At 73.4% G+C, this 19,383-nt stretch carries 10 protein-coding genes; 4 read left to right on the forward strand and 6 right to left on the reverse strand.

What is annotated here, in order from left to right:
- The 3 genes from ACEZDG_RS36065 to ACEZDG_RS36075 form a co-directional block, all read left to right on the forward strand.
- Positions 1–7,152: amino acid adenylation domain-containing protein (locus tag ACEZDG_RS36065; RefSeq protein ID WP_380518667.1), on the forward strand; the 7,152-nt coding region annotated here is incomplete at its 5' end.
- Entirely contained in the window at positions 7,149–7,358 is a 210-nt protein-coding gene (locus ACEZDG_RS36070) for an MbtH family protein (protein WP_380518669.1), read from the forward strand. The genes ACEZDG_RS36065 and ACEZDG_RS36070, both read left to right, overlap by 4 nt.
- Positions 7,359–7,387: 29 nt before the next feature.
- Positions 7,388–8,077 carry a DUF1707 SHOCT-like domain-containing protein gene (locus ACEZDG_RS36075; protein WP_380518672.1) on the forward strand — a complete coding sequence of 230 codons (690 nt, stop codon included), beginning with the start codon at positions 7,388–7,390 and terminating at the stop codon, positions 8,075–8,077.
- Positions 8,078–8,145: 68 nt separating this feature from the next.
- On the opposite strand, the gene ACEZDG_RS36080 is transcribed toward ACEZDG_RS36075, so the two are convergent.
- From ACEZDG_RS36080 to ACEZDG_RS36095, 4 genes are all read right to left on the reverse strand, one after another.
- Positions 8,146–11,379 (reverse strand): amino acid adenylation domain-containing protein, encoded by a 3,234-nt coding sequence (locus ACEZDG_RS36080; protein WP_380518674.1) that lies wholly within the window; start codon positions 11,377–11,379, stop codon positions 8,146–8,148.
- A gap of 56 nt (positions 11,380–11,435) precedes the next feature.
- Positions 11,436–12,746 (reverse strand): aminotransferase class III-fold pyridoxal phosphate-dependent enzyme, encoded by a 1,311-nt coding sequence (locus ACEZDG_RS36085; RefSeq protein ID WP_380518677.1) that lies wholly within the window; start codon positions 12,744–12,746, stop codon positions 11,436–11,438.
- Positions 12,747–12,913: 167 nt separating this feature from the next.
- Positions 12,914–14,257, reverse strand: coding sequence for a helix-turn-helix domain-containing protein (locus tag ACEZDG_RS36090; protein WP_380518680.1), 1,344 nt, complete (start codon positions 14,255–14,257; stop codon positions 12,914–12,916).
- A complete protein-coding gene (locus ACEZDG_RS36095; RefSeq protein ID WP_380518682.1) occupies positions 14,254–15,021 on the reverse strand; it encodes a thioesterase II family protein in 768 nt (255 codons plus the stop codon). The genes ACEZDG_RS36090 and ACEZDG_RS36095 overlap by 4 nt, the downstream gene beginning before the upstream one ends.
- 1,501 nt (positions 15,022–16,522) lie before the next feature.
- On the opposite strand from ACEZDG_RS36095, the gene ACEZDG_RS36100 reads away from it, so the two are divergent.
- Entirely contained in the window at positions 16,523–17,623 is a 1,101-nt protein-coding gene (locus ACEZDG_RS36100) for a chitinase (protein ID WP_380518685.1), read from the forward strand.
- 76 nt (positions 17,624–17,699) lie between these two features.
- Here the strand turns inward: ACEZDG_RS36100 and ACEZDG_RS36105 are convergent, their stop codons facing one another.
- Together ACEZDG_RS36105 and ACEZDG_RS36110 are read right to left on the reverse strand one after the other, a co-directional pair.
- On the reverse strand, positions 17,700–18,191 hold the full coding sequence (locus ACEZDG_RS36105; protein ID WP_380518687.1) for a hypothetical protein: 492 nt from the start codon (positions 18,189–18,191) through the stop codon (positions 17,700–17,702).
- A 94-nt stretch (positions 18,192–18,285) separates the two neighbouring features.
- Positions 18,286–19,272 (reverse strand): LacI family DNA-binding transcriptional regulator, encoded by a 987-nt coding sequence (locus tag ACEZDG_RS36110; RefSeq protein WP_380518690.1) that lies wholly within the window; start codon positions 19,270–19,272, stop codon positions 18,286–18,288.
- Between the last annotated feature and the right edge of the window lie 111 nt (positions 19,273–19,383).

Consider the following 19,383-nt stretch of genomic DNA (forward strand, 5'->3'; position numbering starts at 1 on the left):
GCCTACGGACCCGCCGAAAGCACCGTCATCGCCACCCGACACCCCCTCACCACCCACGACCCGGTCCCCACCGCCATGCCCATCGGACTCCCCCTCGACGGCATGCACGCCTACCTCCTGGACCCCAACCTGCACCCCGTCCCCGACAACACCAACGGCGAGCTCTACCTCGCCGGCTCAGGCCTGGCCCGCGGCTACCTGGGCCAGTACGGACAGACCGCCACCCACTTCCTCCCCGACCCCTACGGCCCACCCGGCACCCGCATGTACCGCACCGGCGACACCGCACGCTGGACCAACAACACCCTCACCTTCACCGGCCGCACCGACGACCAAGTCAAAATCCGCGGCTACCGCATCGAACTCGCCGAGATCGAGACCACACTCGCGGCAAGCCCCGACCTGGCGCAGGCGGTGGTCGTCGCCCGCACGCACACCAACGGCAGCAAGCAGCTCATCGCCTACGTCGTCCCGGCCGAGGGGACCGTACTCGACCCGGATGCCCTGCGCGCCCACACCGCCGACCGCCTGCCGGACTACATGGTCCCGGCCGCGTTCGTGTCCCTGCCGACTCTGCCGCTGACCCTCGCCGGCAAGGTGGACCGGCGGGCCCTGCCCGAGCCGCAGTACGGAAAGAAGCCCGGTAGCGGCCGGGAGCCGCTGACCGGGCCGGAGGAGCTGCTGCGGGCGCTGTTCGTCGAGGTGCTGGAGGTGGCCGAGATCTCCGTCGACGACAACTTCTTCGCTCTCGGCGGTGACTCGATCCTCTCGATCCAGCTGGTGGCCCGCGCCCGCAGGGAGGGTCTGGCGCTGAGCCCGCGTGATGTGTTCGTGCACAAGACCGTGGCCGAGCTGGCGCGGGCCGCCGCCGAGGCGGGGGCCGAGGCGCAGCCCGAACGGTCGCAGCCGGACCGGTCAGTGCCGCTGTTGGTGCTGGACGACCAGGAGCGGCAGGGTCTGCTGGCGGTCCACCCGGACGCCGAGGAGTTCCTGCCGCTCACCCCGCTGCAGGAGGGCATGCTGTTCCACGCCCTCTACGACACCGACGGGGTGGACGTCTACACCGTCCAGACCGCCATGGAGCTGACCGGTCCGGTGGCTCCCGAGCAGGTGCGCGCGGCCTGCGCGGGTCTACTCGCCCGGCATCCGGCCCTGCGCTCGGGGTTCGTCGTCACGCCGTCAGGACGGCCGGTGCAGGTGGTCTCCGGCGATGCCGAACTGCCTTGGCAGGAAGTCGACCTGAGTGGGTCGGCGGATCCGGACGCAGAACTGACCGCACTGCTGATCGAGGACCGCCTGCGGCGGTTCGACACCGCCCGGCCGCCACTGGTCCGGTTCACGCTGGCCCGGCTCGGCGCGGAGCGGCAGGTGCTCGTGCTGTCCTACCACCACCTGCTGCTGGACGCCTGGTCGCTGCCGCTGGTCCTGGGCGACCTGGTCCGGCTCTCCCTCGACCCCCTCGACTCCGAGCCGCTGCCGCCGGCCGTGCCGTTCCGGGACTACCTGGTCTGGCTGGACGGTCAGGACCGGAGCGCGGCCGAGGACGCCTGGCGGCGGTCCCTCGACGGGGTGACGGAGCCGACGCTGCTGGCACCGGGGGTGCGCGGTGACGCGCAGCTCGCCAACGACACGCTGACGCTGGAGCTGTCCGAGCGCCGCACCGCCGAGCTGACCCGGGGCGCCCGAGCGGCGGGTCTGACCCTGAACACCGTGGTGCAGGGCGTCTGGGGACTGCTGCTGGCGGCCGAGACCGGACGGCAGGACGTGGTGTTCGGCGCGACCGTCTCCGGCCGACCGGCCGACCTGCCCGGTGTCGAGAACATCGTCGGCCTGCTGATGAACACCGTCCCTGCCCGGATGCGGATCGACCCGGCGCTGCCGTTGGCCGAGCAGTTCGGACAGTTGCAGGACGAGCAGGCGCTGCTGACGCCGCACCAGTACCTGGGGCTGGCCGAGATCCAGCGGCTGGCGGAGCTGCCCCAACTGTTCGACACCACAACCGTCTTCGAGAACGCGCCGGGCGCGTTGACCGGGGTCGCCGGCGACGGGGTCGGCGTCGGGGTGCGGCCCTATGACGCCGGCGCCAGTGACGTGCTGGGTTCGACGCACTATCCGCTGAGCCTGATGGCGGTGCCGGGCGAACGGCTGCGGCTGGAGCTGAGCCACCATCCGCTGCGCTTCGGCCCGCAGGCCGCGGCGAGGCTGCGGGACCGGCTGGACCTGCTGCTGGCCGCCTTCGTGGCGGACCCGGACCAGCCGGTGGGCCGGGTCGGCCTGCTCACCCGGCGCGAGCAGCAGCAGCTGCAGGAGTGGAACGACACCGCGGTCGCGGCCGAACCGACCACTCTGCCGGCCCTGTTCGCGGCCAAGGCGGCGGCCACCCCGGACGCGCCCGCCCTGGTCGACGGCGACCGCACCCTGAGCTACGCCGAGCTGGACGCGGCGGTGGAGCGGCTGGCCGGACGCCTGGTACGGCTCGGCGCCGGTCCCGGCCGGACGGTCGCGGTCGCGATGGAGCGCTCGGCGGAGCTGGTCGTCGCGCTGCACGCGGTGCACCGCTCCGGGGCGGCGTACCTGCCGGTGGATCCGGACTATCCGTCGGACAGGGTGGCGTTCATGCTGGCCGACGCGGATCCGGTGTGCACCGTCACCGACGCCTCCTACCAGGAGCTGCTGGCGCCGGACGGCCGGCCCGGCGAGGACGCCGGACCACTGCCGCAGGCCCGTCCGGGCGATCCCGCCTATGTGCTCTACACCAGCGGCTCCACCGGGCGCCCGAAGGGCGTGGTGGTCCCGCACAGCGCGATCGTGAACCGGCTGCGCTGGATGGAACGGTACTGCCCGTCGGGCGGCGCGGACGGCCGGGTGCTGCTGAAGACCCCGTCCAGCTTCGACGTGTCCGTGGTGGAGTTCTTCTGGCCGCTGACGGTCGGTGCGACGCTCGTGGTGGCGCCGCCCGGCGCACACCGCGACCCGGAAGCGCTGGCCGCGCTGATCCGGCGCGAGCAGATCACCTACGCGCACTTCGTGCCGTCGATGCTGGAGGCGTTCCTGCAGTGGCCCGGAGCCGGTGACTGCACCAGCCTGCGGCATGTGGTCTGCAGCGGCGAGGCACTGCCGCCCCGGCTCGCGGCCAGGTTCCACCGACTGCTGGGCGGTACCGCGCTGCACAACTTCTACGGGCCCACCGAGGCCGCCGTGGACGTGACCGCCTGGACCGTGGACACCCCGGAGCCCGCCGCCGTCCCGATCGGGCGGCCGATCGACAACACCGCCGTGCACGTCCTGGACGGCGCGCTGCGCCCGCTGCCGACGGGTGCGGTCGGCGAGCTGTACCTGGCCGGAACGGGCCTGGCGCTGGGCTACCACGGTCGGCCCGTACTGACCGCCGAGCGCTTCGTGGCCAGCCCGTTCGGTCCGCCCGGGAGCCGGCTCTACCGCACCGGGGACCTGGTGCGCTGGAGCCCCGAGGGCCAACTGCTCTACGTCGGCCGGGTCGACGACCAGGTGAAGATCCGCGGCCAACGGATCGAGCCCGGGGAGATCGAAGCCGCCCTGACCCGGCACCCGGGGCTGGCCGACTGTGCGGTGCTGGTCCGCGAGGACCGGCCGGGGGTGCAGCGACTGGTCGCCTACGCCGTCCCGGCCGCCGGGGCCGACCCGACCGTGGAGGAGTTGCGCGAGCACGCCGCCGCCGTGCTTCCCGCCGCGCTGGTGCCGTCCGCGATCGTGCTGCTGCCGGCCCTGCCGCTGGGCCCGAGCGGCAAGCTCGACCGGCGCGCCCTGCCCGCACCGGACTTCGCCGCGGAGACTGCGGGCCGGGCCGCCGCGACGCCGCGCGAAGAGCTGCTGTGCACGCTGTTCGCCGAGGTGCTGGGACTGCCCGGGGTCGGCGCCGACGACGGGTTCTTCGCCCTGGGCGGCGACTCGATCCTGTCGATCCAGCTGACCGCGCGGGCCCGGGCCGAGGGCCTACTGCTCACCCCCCGGGACGTGTTCGCCCGGCCGACCCCGGCCGGGCTGGCCCGGATCGCCCGCACCGCCGAAGCCGCACTCGCGGAGGACCCCGACGCGGGGATCGGCGACGTGCCGCTGACGCCGATCATGCGGGCGCTGCGGGACCGGGGCGGCAGTTCAGCCGGGTTCTCCCAGGCAGCCCTGTTGACGGTGCCGGCCGGGATGGACCGGGACGTGCTGCGGGCCGCGCTGCAGGCGGTGATGGACCGTCACGACATGCTGAGGCTGCGGCTGACGGTGACGGAGTCGGGCGACTGGTCGCTGGCGACCGCGCCCCGGGGCGCGGTCGCGGCGGCGGACCTGCTGCGGCGGGTCGCGGTGCCGCAGGCAGTGCTCTCGGCCGAGGACGGGCTGCGCGGGCTGGTGGCGGTCGAGGCTGCCACCGCGCAGGCGGACCTCGCGCCCGAACGGGGCGCGGTACTGCGGGCGGTCTGGTTCGACGCGGGCCCGGAGGCCTCCGGGCGGCTGCTGCTGACGGTACATCACCTGGCGGTGGACGCGGTGTCCTGGCCGATCCTGCTCACCGACCTGCACCAGGCCTGGTCGGCGACGGCGGGCGGCACGGAACCCGCGCTCGCACCGGTGCCCGCCTCGTTCCGGACCTGGGCGCGGCGGCTGGCCGCCGCACCGTCGCCGGACCGCGGCAGCGCCTACTGGCAGGACCTCGGCGCCTTCGAGGACCCGGCGCTGACCGATCGTCAGGTGGGGCCGGGCGACAGCTACGCCCACGCGGGCGGCCTCACCGTCGAGCTGCCGGTCGCGGACACGCTGTCCCTGCTGGAGCACGTCCCGACGGCTTACCGGGCCGGCCTGGACGAGGCCCTGCTGACCGCGCTGGCCCTGGCCGTCGCCCGCTGGCGGTCCCGACGCGGACCCGACGGCGGCAGCGCCGTCCTGGTGGACGTCGAGCGGCACGGCCGTGAGGACGCCGGGCTCGACCTCAGCCGCACCGTGGGCTGGTTCACCAGCCAGGCGCCGGCCCTGCTCAACCCGGGCGAGGCCGGTTGGGACGAGTCGTCGGCCGGCCGGGCGCTGATGCGGGTGAAGGAGGACCTGCGCCGGGTGCCGGACCGGGGCCGCCACTACGGCGTGCGGCCGGACCAGGCGCCGACGGTACCGCAGGTCGGCTTCAACTACCTGGGCCGGCAGGCCCGGGGCGGCACCGGCGACTGGACCCCGGCGCCCGAGTCCGACGTACTGCCGCTGGGCGCGGATCTGGCCCAGCCGGTCCCGCATCTGCTCGACCTGGACGCCGTGGTCGAGGAGGGTCCGGAAGGCCCGAGGCTGGTGGGCCGCTGGACCTGGGCGGGTGCGCTGCTGACCGAGGCCGAGGTGCGGGATCTGGCCGAGGCCTGGTGCGAGGCGCTGCGGGTGCTCGCCGCGCACCTGCGCCGCCCCGACGCCGGCGGGCGCACGCCGGCCGACTTCCCGCTGCTGGCGCTGACCCAGGCTGCGGTGGCCCAGGCCGAATCAAAGGTCGGGCCGGCCCCGCTGCAGGACCTGCTGCCGCTGGCACCGGTGCAGCAGGGGTTGCTGTACCACGCGCTGCGGGACCCGGAGCAGACCGACGTCTACTCGGTGCAGTTCACCGTGGAGCTGGCGGGCGCACCGGACCGCCCGGCACTGCGGGCCGCCTGCGAGCGGCTGCTGGCCCGGCATCCCGCGCTGCGGGCCGGATTCATCCGGCTCGGCGACCTGGCGGTGCAGGCGGTGCCGGAGTCGGTGCCGCTACCGTGGCAGGAGGCCGACCTGAGCGACGCGGCCGACCCTGCCGGGCAACTGGCCGAGTTGCTGACAGGAGAGCGGCTGCGCCGCTTCGACCTGGACCGTCCGCCGCTGCTGCGGTTCGTCCTGGTCAGGTTGCCGGACCGGCGGGCCGCCCTGGTGCTGACGGCCCACCACATCCTGCTGGACGGCTGGTCGCTGCCACTGGTCCTGCGCGACCTGTTCGCCCTCTACCGGGCAGAGCGGTCCGGCGAGGACCCGGCACTGCCGGCTCCGGTGGGTCTGGCCGACTACCTGGGCTGGCTGGCCGCGCAGGACCGCGAGGCCGCCGCCGGGGCCTGGCGCGAAACGCTGGGCGGGGCGGCCGGGAGGGTGGTGCCGACCCTGGTCGCGCCGTCCGGGTTCCCGACCGTGCTGCCGGAGCAGCTGTCGACGGAGCTGGACCCGACCACCACGGCCGCACTGACCGCCGCCGCCCGACAGCATGGGCTGACCCTCAACACCGTGGTGCAGGGCCTGTGGGCGCTGCTGCTCGGTGAGCTGACCGGGGCGGCCGACGTGGTCTTCGGCGCCACCGGGGCGGAGCGGCCGGCCGAACTGCCGGGGGTGGCCGAGATCGTCGGTCCGCTCATCAGCACCGCTCCGGTCCGGGTCGGGATCGACCCGGCCCAGCCGATGGCCGTTCTGCTCGCACGGCTCCAGTCGGAGCAGGCGGGGCTCGCCGCGCACCGGCACCTGGGGCTGGCGGAGATCCAGCGGGCGGCCGGGGCCGGTCCGCTGTTCGACACCTGTGTCGTGTTCCAGAACTACCCGCAGCGGCAGACCGTGCGCGAACTGGCCGGGGAGGGCGGGCTGAACGTCACCGGCTTCTCCGGGCGCGACGCCTACCACTACCCGCTGAAGCTGACCGTGGCCCCGGACGAGCGGCTGCACCTGGCGCTCGACCACCACCCGGACGCCGTGCCCGGCGCCACCGCGGCGGCGGTGCTGGCCCGGCTACGGCGGCTGCTGGAGCGGTGGGCCGCCGAGCCCGAGGCCCGCGTCGCCGACCTCACCGCCTCGTCCGGTCCGCGTCTTCCCGAACGAGCCGCCGGGCCGGTCACCCGGCAGGTGAGCGCCCGTCCGTCCGAACCGGTCCCGGAACCGCTCCTGGACACCCTGCGCGGCTTCGTCAGTGAACTGACGCAGACTCAGCAGGTCGCGGACGAGGACGACTTCTTCCGGATCGGCGGCGACTCGCTGGCCGCGCTGCGGCTCAGCGGCCGGATCGCCGACACCTTCGGCGTCGAACTGCCGCCGGGTGCCGTGCACCGCACCCCGACCCTGCGCGGCCTGGCCGCGCTGCTCGCCGCCGCCGTCTCCCGCTCCACCCGGTCCAGTGCCACCGAGGAAAGGAATTCCCAGCCATGAGCAACCCCTTCGAGAACCCGGACGGCCGCTTCGTGGTGGTCGTCAACGACGAGGGCCAGCATTCCCTTTGGCCGTCGTTCGCCGAGGTGCCCGCCGGGTGGACGGTCGTGCACGGCGAGGCCGACCGGGACTCCTGTGTCGACTACGTCAACGAGCACTGGACCGACCTGCGACCGCTCAGCCTGATCCGGGCCACCGGCACCTGAGCACCGATGGGCCACACCACCCACGCGACATGGACGAGAGAGGACGCCCCACCGTGGAGAAGGCACCGATCCGGTCGGACCCCGGACAGGTCCGGTTGTCCGACGCGGACCGCGAGCAGGCCGCGAGCCGCCTGCAGCAGGCCCTCGCCGAGGGCCGGCTGAGCACCGAGGAACTCGACCAGCGCCTGGCCCGGGCGTTCGCGGCGCAGCTGCCGCAGGACCTGGTCCCGCTGCTGCGGGACCTGCCGGAGCCGGCCGCCCCGGCTGCGCACCCGGACGGCACGCCGTTGGTCGGCGGTGAACCCGGGCCGCGCCGCAGCAGCGTGGCGCTGCTCGGCACGATCCGACGTGCCGCCCGCTGGGTGGTGCCCGCCCGCTACACCGCAGCCGCCACCCTCGGCACGGTCGAACTCGACTTGCGCGACGCGGTGTTCGCGGCGCCGGAGACACTGCTCCGGGCCTACGGCCTGCTGGGCACGGTGCGGGTGATCGTGCCCCCGGGAGTGACCGTGCGGGCCGCCGGCCGCAGCGTGCTGGGCCCGTTCGGGCGCGGCCTGGACACCGGGGCGGCGACTGCCGCTGCCACCGGTGTCACGGTCCGGATCGAGGGTGTCGCCTTCGCCGGTGCGGTCCAGGTCGAGGTCCGCGAACCGGAACCGCCGAAGGCCCCGCAAGCGCCCCGGCGGAACTGGTGGTTCGTCAGGATCCAGAAGCGCTGAGCCGGTCTCGAAGCGGAAGGCCTGTCCGGTCCCCCGGACAGGCCTTCGGTCTGTACTGCCCCGGACCGCTACGGCGCCGACGGCGCCTGCGCATAGCGTTCCAGTCGGGCGGCGAAGGCGTCGGCGAGGCGCTCCGCGAAGGCCCTGGGGGCCCGGCCGGGCTGGTAGTGGACCAGGATCCGGGCGGTGCCGTCCGCGCCCGGCCAGACCTCGCCGAACAGTTCGGCCGGGACGCCGGGGAAGGCGTGCACCGCGTCCGCCGGCCACATGCCGGCCACGATCTCGTCGGGGACTTCCGGGTAGAGCGGCATCACGATGCCGGTGCCCAGGTCGCCCAGGTCGAGGACGGGCAGGGTGGTGTCCTGCAGGGCCAGCATGGTCTGCGCGAGCGGTGCCCGCCCGCCGTCCACCCGTAGACCGAGCAGCGCGGCGATCTCCGGCAGCGAGAGGTCCTGCGCCGCGAAGGCGTCTGCCACGACCTTGGCGGTCTCGCCGACCGCGAGGTCGGGCGAGCCGTCCGGGTGCGGGCGCAGCCGCATGCAGATCGGGTTGATCAGGCAGTTGACGGCGTGTTCCAGCACGGCGTCACCACGCAGGCTGACGGGGGTGAGCACGCCGAAGTCGGCCTGTCCGGTGAGCCCGCCCAGGGCCTCCGCGTAGGCGGAGAGGTGGACCACGTAGGAGCTGACGGAGGCGCGCGCGGCCAGCGCGGCCAGGCCGCGCACCGTCCCGGCGGAGATCCGCCGGTGCAGCACGGCAGCGCTGGGCTGCCCGGCGGACCGCGGTTCGGCTGCCGGGCCGAAGTCGGCGGGCGGCAGGGCCAGGTCGCGGATGCCGTCCAGAGCGGTGCGCCAGTGCGCCTCCTGCGCGGCGCGGTCCAGGTAGCGGAGTTGGTCCCGGCGGACCGCCGCGACCTCGGCCGGGCCGGGGGCGGGCGGCAGTTGCGGCCGGGTGCCGGCCCGCAGCGCGCGGTAGGCGGCGCCCAGGTCGGCGGCGAGCACGGCGGTGGAGGTGCCGTCGAAGGCGATGTGGTGGGCGGCCACCCCGAGATAGGTGACCGGGGTCTGCCGCACCGCCACGAACACCGCCTGCCAGACGTATCCGGCCTCCAGCCGGAACGGGCGGCCCAGCTCGCGGGCGAGCGCGGCCTGGGCCTCGGCCTCGGTGTCGACCACGATCTCCCGCATCGGGGGCACGGGCGTGCCGACCGGCAGTGCCACCGGGGTCTCGTCCAGCACGTACCGGCAGCTCAGGGCGGGGTGCCGGCGGTGCACGTACTCGACGGCGGCGCGCAGGGTGCGCCGGTTGGGGCGTCCGGCCACCCGCCAGGCGCCCACACAGTGCTGGGAGATGTCGTCGGGCGCGGCCAAGTGCTCAATCAGGAAGTACTGCTGAAGCGGTGTCAGCGGCACCGGGGCGTCCTCGACCACCCGGCCGTCCTCGACCAGGGACGGGCCGGCGGCCGGGTCGCCGGCGGTCTCGGCCAGCCAGCGGGCCAGGCCGCGCACCGAGGGGGTGCGGAAGACCTGCGAGACCGGCACCGCCCGGCCCAGGGCCTGGCCGAGCCGGGCCGCGACCCGGCCCGCGTCCAGGGAGGTCGCGCCGAGCTGGACCAGGGTGGCGTCGGCGGGAACGTGCTCGACGGTCTGCCCGGTCAGGTCGGCGAACACGGCGGCGACCAGTGCGGGCAGCGGCTGTTCCAGCAGTTCCCGGTCCTCGGCCGACACCGGCGGAAGCGCGTCCGCCGGCCCGTGGGCACCCCTGCCGTTCGGGCCCACCGGCGCGGGCAGTCGGGCCAGCAGGGCCGCCGTGTCCAGTTTGCCGTTCGGAGTCAGCGGGATCGCCTCGACCTCGGTCAGCGACTCGGGGATCTGGTAGCCGGGCACCAGGGTGCGCATCCTGGCCAGCAAGTGCGGCGGGTCCAGCGGGTCGGGGCCAGAGCCGGTCGCGAAGGCCAGCAGGCCGGTGCAGGCCCCGTCCGGGGCGAGCGCGGGCAGCACCACGCAGCGGGCCACTCCGGGCAACCGCCGGATCACCGCCTCGACCTCCTCCGGTTCCACCCGGTGGCCGCGGATCTTCACCTGGCGGTCGGCCCGGCCCCGGTAGTGCAGCAGGCCCTCCGCGTCCCGCAGGCCCAGGTCGCCGCTGCGGTAGACGCGTTCGGACCGCCCGCGCAGTTCCAGCACCGGGAACTTCTCGGCGGTCAGCGCGGGCTGCCCGAGGTACTCGACCGCCAGCCCCTCGCCCGCGAAGCACAGTTCGCCGAGGGTGCCGTCCGGGCACTCGCGGCCCTCGGGGTCCAGCACGTAGACCCGGGTGCCGGGCACGGGCACCCCGATCGGGATGCCGCCGGGCACGGTGCTGTCCTCGGGGCGGATCCGGTGGGTGCTGCTGAACACCGTGTTCTCGACCGGGCCGTAGCCGTTGATCAGCGGGATGTCCGGCTGGGCGGCCAGGAAGGCGGCGACGTGCGGGGGCGAGAGCCGTTCGCCGCCGACCATCACGGTGCCCAGCCCGGTGAAGCAGTCGGGCTCCTCGTCCACCAGCATGTTGAACAGCGAGGTGGTGGTCCAGACGGTGGTCACGCCGTCCCGGACCAGGCCGCGCAGGGTGTCCCCGGACAGGTAGGGCTCGTCCACCACGACCACGGTTCCGCCGGTGAGCAGCGGCGCCCACAGCTCCAGCGTGAACAGGTCCCACGGCATGGCGGCGACCAGCGGTATCACCGTGCCGGGGCCGAAGTCGGCGAAGCCGTCCTCGGCGACCAGGCGGACCGTGCCGCTGTGCGGGGAGACCGCGCCCTTGGGGCGGCCGGTGCTGCCCGAGGTGAAGTAGACGCAGGCCGGGTCGGCCGGGGTGACCCGGTGCCGCGGGACGAAGGCTGGACCCGGTTCGGCCGGGAGGACCGCCGGGGACCACACCGGCACCGGGGCCGGGAAGCCGTCGGGCAGCGGGGCGTCGGTGACCAGCAGTTCGGCCCGGGTCTGCCGGAGCACGTCGGCCACCCGCTCGTCCGGCCAGCCGGCGTCGATCAGCGAGTACGCGGCTCCGGTCTTCAGCACCCCGAGCACGGTCGCGACCAGCGAGACCGAGCGCGGCAGCCGGACCGGCACGAACACGCCGGGGCCGACGCCGAGCCCGGTCAGGTGCCGGGCGATGTCGTCGGAGCGCCGGTCGAGTTCGCGGTAGTCCACCCGGACCGGGCCGTGCACCACGGCGACGGCGTCGGGGGTGCGCAGCGCCTGGGCTTGCACGGTGGCGTGGATCGTGTCGTGCACGACGGTCTGGGGTGTGGCTGGCAACGTCTCGTCTCCCGGAACGGTCAGCGGTGCGGGTCGGGGGCGGTCGGCGGGGCGGGTCAGCGCGGTGCGGTGCGGCGGGCGACCGAGGCGAGCACCGTGCCGAGGATGTCGAAGGCCCGGTCGAGCTGGTCGTCGGTGGCGACCACGGGCGGGAGCACCCGCAGCACCGTGGGCGCGGTCAGGCAGGGGGCCAGCAGCAGCCCGCGCCGCCCGGCCTCCATCAGGGCCAGGCTGGACCGCGCCCGGTCGGTGAACTCCAGAACGCCGAACAGCCCGGTGCTGCGGCCCGCGGCGATCACCGCGGGGTGCAGCTCCGCGAGCTGCCCGATCCCGCCCGCGAGCCGTCGGCCGACCCGCTCGAAGTCCTCGTCGTAGGCGTCCAGCAGGTCCAGCGCGGCCAGCCCGGCGGCGCAGGACGCGGGGTGGCCGCTGAAGGTGGAGGTGTGCAGGAACGGGTCGGCCAGCAGCGGCGCGAACAGCCGCTCGGTGCACACCGCGGCGGACAGCGGCAGCACCCCGCCGCCGAGCGGCTTGCCGAACAGCACCGCGTCCGGTTCCAGGCCGAGGGACTGGGAGACCGAGACCGGTCCGCAGCGGCGCAACCCGCACTGGATCTCGTCGGCGATCAGGAACGCCCCGGCGGCACGGGCGTCCGCGGCCCACTGCCGCAGCAGTTCCGGGGGCAGCGGTCGGCCGCCGCCCTCGCCCTGCACCGGCTCGACGATCAGGGCGGCGAAGGGCCGTTCCCGGGCCGCCCGGCGCACCGCGTCGGCCTCCAGCGGCAGGTGCCGCGCGTCGCCGAGGAACCCGGCGAACGGTGCGCGCCGGTCCGGGTCGGCGGTGAGCGCCAGGGCGCCCATGCTCTTGCCGTGGAACGCCCCGGCCACGGCCAGCACGGAGCTGGTGCCGGTGGCCGCGATGGCCAGCTTGAGCACGGCCTCGACCGCGTCGGACCCAGTCAGGCCGAGCCAGACCCGGGTGAGCCGGTCCGGGTCGAGCAGGCCGGTCAGCCGCTGCGCGAGCCGCACCGTGTGCGGGTTGGCGACCAGCCGGGTCGAGGTCGGCATGGTGTCGATGGCGCGGTGCACCGCGTCGGTGACCGGGCGCGGCCGGTGCCCGAAGAGGGTGACCGCGTAGCTGCCGAAGTCCAGCAGGGTACGGCCGTTGCTCAGTCGCACCTCGGCGCCGTCGGCACTCTCCTCGACCCCGCCGGCGCCGAGGAGCCGGTGCAGGTCGGTGATGCCGGGGACGAGGTGTCCGGCGGCGGCGCGGATCAGCTCTGCGGCGGCGGGCCTGCCGCCCGGCGCACTGCTGGATGCACTGCTCGGTGCACTGCCGGGGGCGGTGTCGGCGAGGGTGTCGGTCATGTCCGTAGTACGCCACACCGGCGGAGGCCGGGAACAGGCAATCGGCCAGCAACTCGGCTGCCGCCAGGACCCGGCAACTGCGAAGTTGCCGGGCGGACCCTGTCGGTCCCCGCCGGTGCTGCCCGCCGGCGGGGGCCGACGGGCAGCACCGGGCTTCACGCCCGGACTCAGACGCAACTGGGCTGGAGCCCGGCCGGCACCCGCGACTCGGCCGGGTCCGGGCTCCGGTTCCGGACAAAGGCCCGCACGTGCCGGAGCATCCGGTACTCGTAGATGGCGCCGCGACTGACCTGCAGCAGTGAGGCGTTGGCCAGTTCGGCCAGCAGGTAGACCGCCTCCGTGCCGCTCACTCCCGGTTCCAGCTCACCCAGTTCCGGCGCGTCGCTGGCGATCGGCTGCGGCTGCTCGGCGAGCCGCACCATGAACCGGCGGTGGCGTTCGCCGAGCATCGCCCAGCTCCACTCCAGACTGCCGTGCAGCGAGCGCTGGTGCGGCAGCACCGAGTAGTCGGGGAGCCCCAGCAGTTCCAGCACGTGCTCCAGCGAGAGCAGCGCCGAGACCGGTACGTTGCGCAGCCAGTAGGCCGCGAACTCGATCAGCCGGGGTAAGTGGTCCAGCTCCCAGCACAGCTTCTGGACCAGGTCGAAAGACCTGGTCAGATCGTCCGTCGCCGAGTTCCCGGCCAGCCGGCACCGCATCAGCTGCACGGCGGCGTCCGGCGGGAGCGGTTCCATCTCCCAGATCCGGGCCTCCGGGATCACCGGCGGGCGCCGGGTGGTGATGATCAGCCGCAGGTCCGGCCGGGCCCCGCGCAGACGGTCCACCAGCACGGCGGTGATCTGCGGCAGGTGCTCGGCGGTGTCCAGGACCAGCAGCGTCGGGGCCGCGCCGGGCGGCTGCCGCTCGTCGCCGAGCAGCTCGGCGACGGCCTGTTCGGCCGCCGACAGGGCCGCGGGCCCGTCACCGCCGGCCGCGCTCGCCGCCGCGGTGATCCGGCCCAGCTGGACCACCGCGACGCCGCCGGGGAACCGGTCGGCCGTCCGTTCGGCGACGGCCAGCGCCAGCCGGGTCTTGCCGACCCCGCCCGGCCCGGTCAGCACGGTGACCGCGTGACTGGTGATCAGCCCGCTCAGCCGGTCCAGGTCGTCGTCGCGGCCGACCAGCGAGGTCCGCGGCGGCAGAGGTCCGCGCCACCGTCCCTGCGGGACCGGTGGACTGGACCAGCCCTCGCCGTCGGTCCCGGCGAACGGGGAGCCGGGGGCCGTCGGGAACGGCAGCCTGCCGGGATCGGCGGCGCTGCCCGGTAGTCCCGAGCCGTTGATCTGGACCAGGCTGCGCAGTTCCGGGTCGAGCACCGAGAACAGCAGGTCGAGCGAGCTGCGCCGGGGACTGTGGATCCGGCCCTGCTCCAGGTTCCGGATGGTGCGGACGCTGACCCCGGAGCGCTCGGAGAGCTGCTCCTGGGTCCAGCCGCGCTGCGTGCGCAGCGCGAGCAGCAAGTCGTTCCTCATGCCCGTATCCCCCCGAGCAGCAGGGTCCGGACGCAGTCGGCCACTGGTCCGAGGTTGTCGTCGAGGAAGAAGTGGCCGCCGGGGAAGTCCCGGCAGGCGAACTCCCCGCTGGTGTACTCGCCCCATCCGGCCGCTTCGGCGACCGAGACGCGGCTGTCGGAATCACCGACCAGGGCCGTGACCGGACAGCTGAGCGCCGGCCGGTCGCCCTGGTAGGCGTAGCGCTGCACCGCGTGGTAGTCGGCACGCAGGGACGGCAGCACGATGCGGAGCATGCGGGGGTCGTCCAGGACGGCCGCGGAGGTGCCGCCGAGTCTTCGCAGGTCGGCCAGGAGCGCCTGGTCGTCCAGCAGCCGCCCGCCGAGCCGGGCCGGGGTGGCCGGGGTGACCCGGCCGGACACCAGCAGTGCCTGCGGTCCGGCGCCCGGGCCGTCCGCCTCCAGCAGCCTGGCCACTTCGAACGCCACCGTGGCGCCCATGCTGTGGCCGAGCAGCGCGTAAGGAACACCGCCCGCGGTCAGTCTGCGGATCTCCGCGCCGGCCAGTTCGGCCAGTTCGGGCAGCGTCCGGACGCAGTCCTCGCCCAACCGGTCCTGACGGCCCGGATACTGCACACCGAGTACGTCCACGTCCGGTGCGAGGGTCCGGGACAGGCGCACGAATGTCGCCGCGCCGCCGCCGGCATGCGGAAAGCAGAACAGCCGAACGGGATTACCGTCGACCGGGCTGAACCGGTGGAACCAACGTCCGAGGTCCTCTAACATCTGTCCACTCCCCCCTTACCGTCAACTGGCCGTGAATGCGGTTCTCCGGGGCCATCCACCGGTAGCTCTTCTCATCGTTCGCATAACTGTCAGCGCTCTCCACTTCTGGTTTTTCGGCACGCCAACGGCGAACGGCAGGGCCCCCGGATCCTCACGCCGCCGACAGGGACAACAGTGGTGTTGCGAAGCAGGCGCGCCGGACGTTCTCGGGCACGTCAGCAGGTCAGAACAGCTCAGGCCCGAAACGTCATGTACACGATTAGCCCGGTCGGGCCAGGCCGACTACAGCGCAGCGCCAGTCGGCGCACAGCGACATGAGTCATGCGGAACCCCCCTGCTGCCGGATACGGCACCGCCCCTGTGGACGGTGCGCGAGAACGACGTCCGACCTGCTCATTTTCAGCACAGGATCGGCTGCGCAATCTCCCGCCAATGCCGCATCATGGCACGATTGATCAATCACAGACAAGAGCCGCCCGAATGAACGTCCGGTCCCCGCTTCGATATGAGGACATGTCTTATCCGTTTCCACCATGGGTAGTTGATCTCTGTACGAGGCTTTGCCCCGGTCACGCCGGGACAGGCGCTGCCGTCCGAGCCGTCGAGCACCTGCCGCGCGGACCAGCCCCGCGCGATCCTGCGCCGGGACGGAGGCCCTCGCCGTCGCCGACCACCGGGAGCCGTGCCGCCCCGGCGGACTCGGACCCGCTCCCCCAGCACGCCCCCGGCCCGCGGCGCCCGGCGCGGTCCGTCAACTCGTTCACACCGAACTCGTCGACGCGGGGTCGGCCGCGTCCGCCACCCGCTCCAACGACCGCGGTGGCCGGAACTGCTCGGCCTGCTGGACGAACGGGCAGCCCGCAGCGAGGGCTTCCCCCGGGCAGTCGGGCAAGCTACCGCTGTGAAATGTCGTGGCTCCCATGCAGCTTCGGTTTCGGTGACCCAAAAATGGTCCCGTGGTATTCCATCGTGACGCAGCACCCGGCCCCATTGGCGGTGGACAGGGCTATCCATGGGACCTGCCTCTGCCACGGCAGTCGCGGCAATCGCCACTGCGGCAGCGGCACCGTACTTGAGCTGCTCTTTCACAGCTTCAGGGGTGCGGATTCTCATGACAAAATTTCCGTCGGCCTGAACGTTCGCCCGATATCGCCGTTGTTCTGGCGGTACAGGACCAGGCCCGTCACTCCGCAACTTCAGAAACTCGATCGACAGCATGCCGGAAGAATTTTCCGAACGCCCGGCAATGCGCCCCCAGGTGACCCCGCATCAGCTCTCACTGGGCTTCCGGGCGGCCCTGCCAGGACAGCGGACCTATCACGTCGGTGGCCGCGGCGGCGGCAGCCCGGCGCGCCTCGACCGGCCTGGTCCTTACCGCAATTCTTACGTCTTCCGACGCGTTGCCTGAATCCCTTGACAGCCGAATGGTCTAGTCCAACTATTGGGGCGTTCAACAAAGGCCGTGCCACTCGCTGTCATCACCCCCTGCCTGGGAGCCACCATGCGACGTTCGCCCAAAACCCTCCACACCGTGCTCACCGGCATGGTCGCGACCGCCATCGCCTCGGTGGGCGTCCTCACGGCGGGCGCGGGCGCGGCGCACGCCGCGGGGTCCCACGCTCACGGCAGCAGCGCAGTGAACAAGATCCCCGCTCATGTGTACGCGCCGTACTTCGAGGCGTACAACGGCGACCAGCCCGCCACCCTGGCCAAGGCGTCCGGCGCGAAGTACCTGACCATGGCGTTCATCCAGACCGCCGTAACGGGCTCCTGCACCGCGTACTGGAACGGCGACCCCACCCAGCCGCTCACCTCGGCCACCTTCGGCAGCTCCATCGCCGCACTCCAGAGGACCGGCGGCAACATCATCCCCTCCTTCGGCGGCTACTCCGCCGACACCACCACCACCGACATCGCCGACAGCTGCACCGACGTCGACGCCATCGCCAAGGTCTACGAGAACGTCCTCACCACCTACCACACCAACCGGATCGACCTGGACGTCGAAGCCGACGCCCTCGCCAACACCGCCGGCATCGACCGCCGCAACCAGGCCATCCGCAAGGTCGAGCAGTGGGGCGAGCGCACCGGACACAGCGTCAGCTTCTCCTACACCCTGCCGGTCACCACGACCGGCCTCGGCGCCACCGGTGTCGCACTGCTCCAGAACGCGCAGCAGGAACATGCCCGGGTCGATGTGGTCAACGCCATGACCTTCGACTACTACGACGGCACCGTCCACGAGATGGCGACGAACGCGGAGACCGCGGCGACCGGCGTCGAGGCCCAGCTCGCCGCGATCCACCCGCACACCTCCGCCGCCAAGCTGTGGTCCGGCATCGGCATCACCCTGATGCCCGGCATCGACGACTTCGGCGCCGCCGAGACCACCACGCTGGCGGACACCGCCACCGTCAAGGCCTGGGCCACCCGCCACAACCTCGCCAGCCTGTCGATCTGGGCGCTCCAGCGCGACAACGGAGGCTGCGTCGGTACAGTCGGCGCCGGCACCTGCTCCGGCATCGCCCAGAGCACCTGGGCCGTCAGCCACATCCTGGAGCCCTTCACCAGCAAGCACCGCAGCCCCTTCCAGGGCCGCTGATCCCCCGTCGGCAGGCTCCCGGCCGACCGGCAGCCACGTTGGTTGGGAGCAGGCCCGCTCCGCCCTGGAGCGAGCCCTAGGCGGAGGTTGGGCCCGCCTTCGCCGGGGCCGGGGCCTGGGCCTGGGCCTGGGCCTGGGCCTCGGGGGAACGAGCGGGTTGGGGTCGCACGCCGTCCGCGCCGTCGAGAGGGATGCTCAGAAGGATCCTCTGGGACTGCGGTCTCGACGCAACCCTGTAGCTGACGAAGATCGTCGTACCGGGCCGCGCGGACTCCGCAGGAATCGAGACCTGCTGCTCCGACCCGGGCGGGAACTCACGCCACTCCTTGAGCTGGACGTAGAGGTGCGGACGGTCACGCGGCGACAACCAGCCCAGCGAGATCCCGACCCGGTGGGCCTTCGCGAGTCCCTCGTTCCTGATGACGCAGACGCCCGGCGACCCGCTCTGAGAGACCGTCAGCCGGATCGGATTGTGCTCGCGCCGCGCAAGGTAGAGCTCAGCGGCGAACATGAGCGCCACGCCGGCGCATGCGCCGATGATGGCGGCAAGTATCTCCCCAAACGACATGGCGACCACCGTACTGGCTCCGGCGCCGGCCGGGGCACGTCCCGGCGATGTCAGTGCAGGCGCTACACCCCTGACTCGCGCTTCCGCTTTCGGGTCAGGCCTGTCCGTAGTGGGTGAGCGTGGTGGGAACAACGACGCGCTGCGGCGGTGTGTCGTTGCCGGCACGCTCGATGCGGTCGATGCGGTCGATGAGGAGCCGTGCTGCTTGCATGCCGATCTCAGCCGGATCGTAGGCGGCCACGGTCAGCGGCAGCCCCAGCATGTCGGCGAGCTCGAAGTCGTCGAATCCCGCCAGTGCGGTCCGGGGCCGGGCCCCGGTGATGGCGCGGACGGCGCCGATGGTGCTGCGGTTGTTGGCAGCGAACAGGGCCGTCGGAGGGTCGGCCAGGTGCAGCAGTTCTCTGGCGGCGTGCTCGGCGGCAGGGACGTCACGCAGGCCGAAGCGTACGTTCTGCTCGTCGACGGCCAGCCCGGCCTCGGCCAGGGCGGTGCAGAAGCCGCGGAAGCGCTCGGCGCTGGTCCACAGGCCGGGCAAGGGGCCCAGGAAGCCGATGCGTCGGTGGCCGGCCCCGGTCAGCACGCGCGCCGCCGCAAGAGCGCCGCCGAAGTCGTCGACCAGGACACAGTCCAGCTCCGCCCGCGACGGCGGGCGGGCGGCCAGCACAACGGGCATGCCGTCGAGGCCCGACGGCCGGAGATGGCTGTGGTCGCTGCCGGCGGGCACCACGATGATGCCGCTGACGCGCCGTGAGACGAGGTTGTTGACGAGTTCCTTCTCGCGCCCGGGATCCTCCGCCGTATTGCCGAGCACCATGGTCATCCCGTGCTCGGCAGCGAACGACTCCACCCCCAGGGCCAGTTGCGCGTAAAAGGGGTTGGCGAGGTTGGTGACGACGAGCCCCAGCAGATCGCTGCTCTGCCCGGCCCGCAGGCTGCGCGCGACCTCGTTGCGCCGGTAGCCCAGTGCCGCGACGGAGGCCAGAACCTTGACGCGGGTCGACGGGGAGACCCGCGGATCGTCGTGGAGCGCCCGGGACACCGTCATCGGGGCCACCCCGGCGTGCTTCGCCACGTCCGCCATCGTCGGTGCGGACTTCCGTCCCTGCCCTGGCATCTGCCTCCCTCGTCTCCCTGCGGCCTCGTTCAACCGCCTTCCGTATGGCCGTATGGCCGTATGACCGCGTAGCCGCAC

Source organism: Streptacidiphilus alkalitolerans (genome assembly GCF_042511045.1).
Lineage (GTDB): Bacteria > Actinomycetota > Actinomycetes > Streptomycetales > Streptomycetaceae > Streptacidiphilus > Streptacidiphilus alkalitolerans.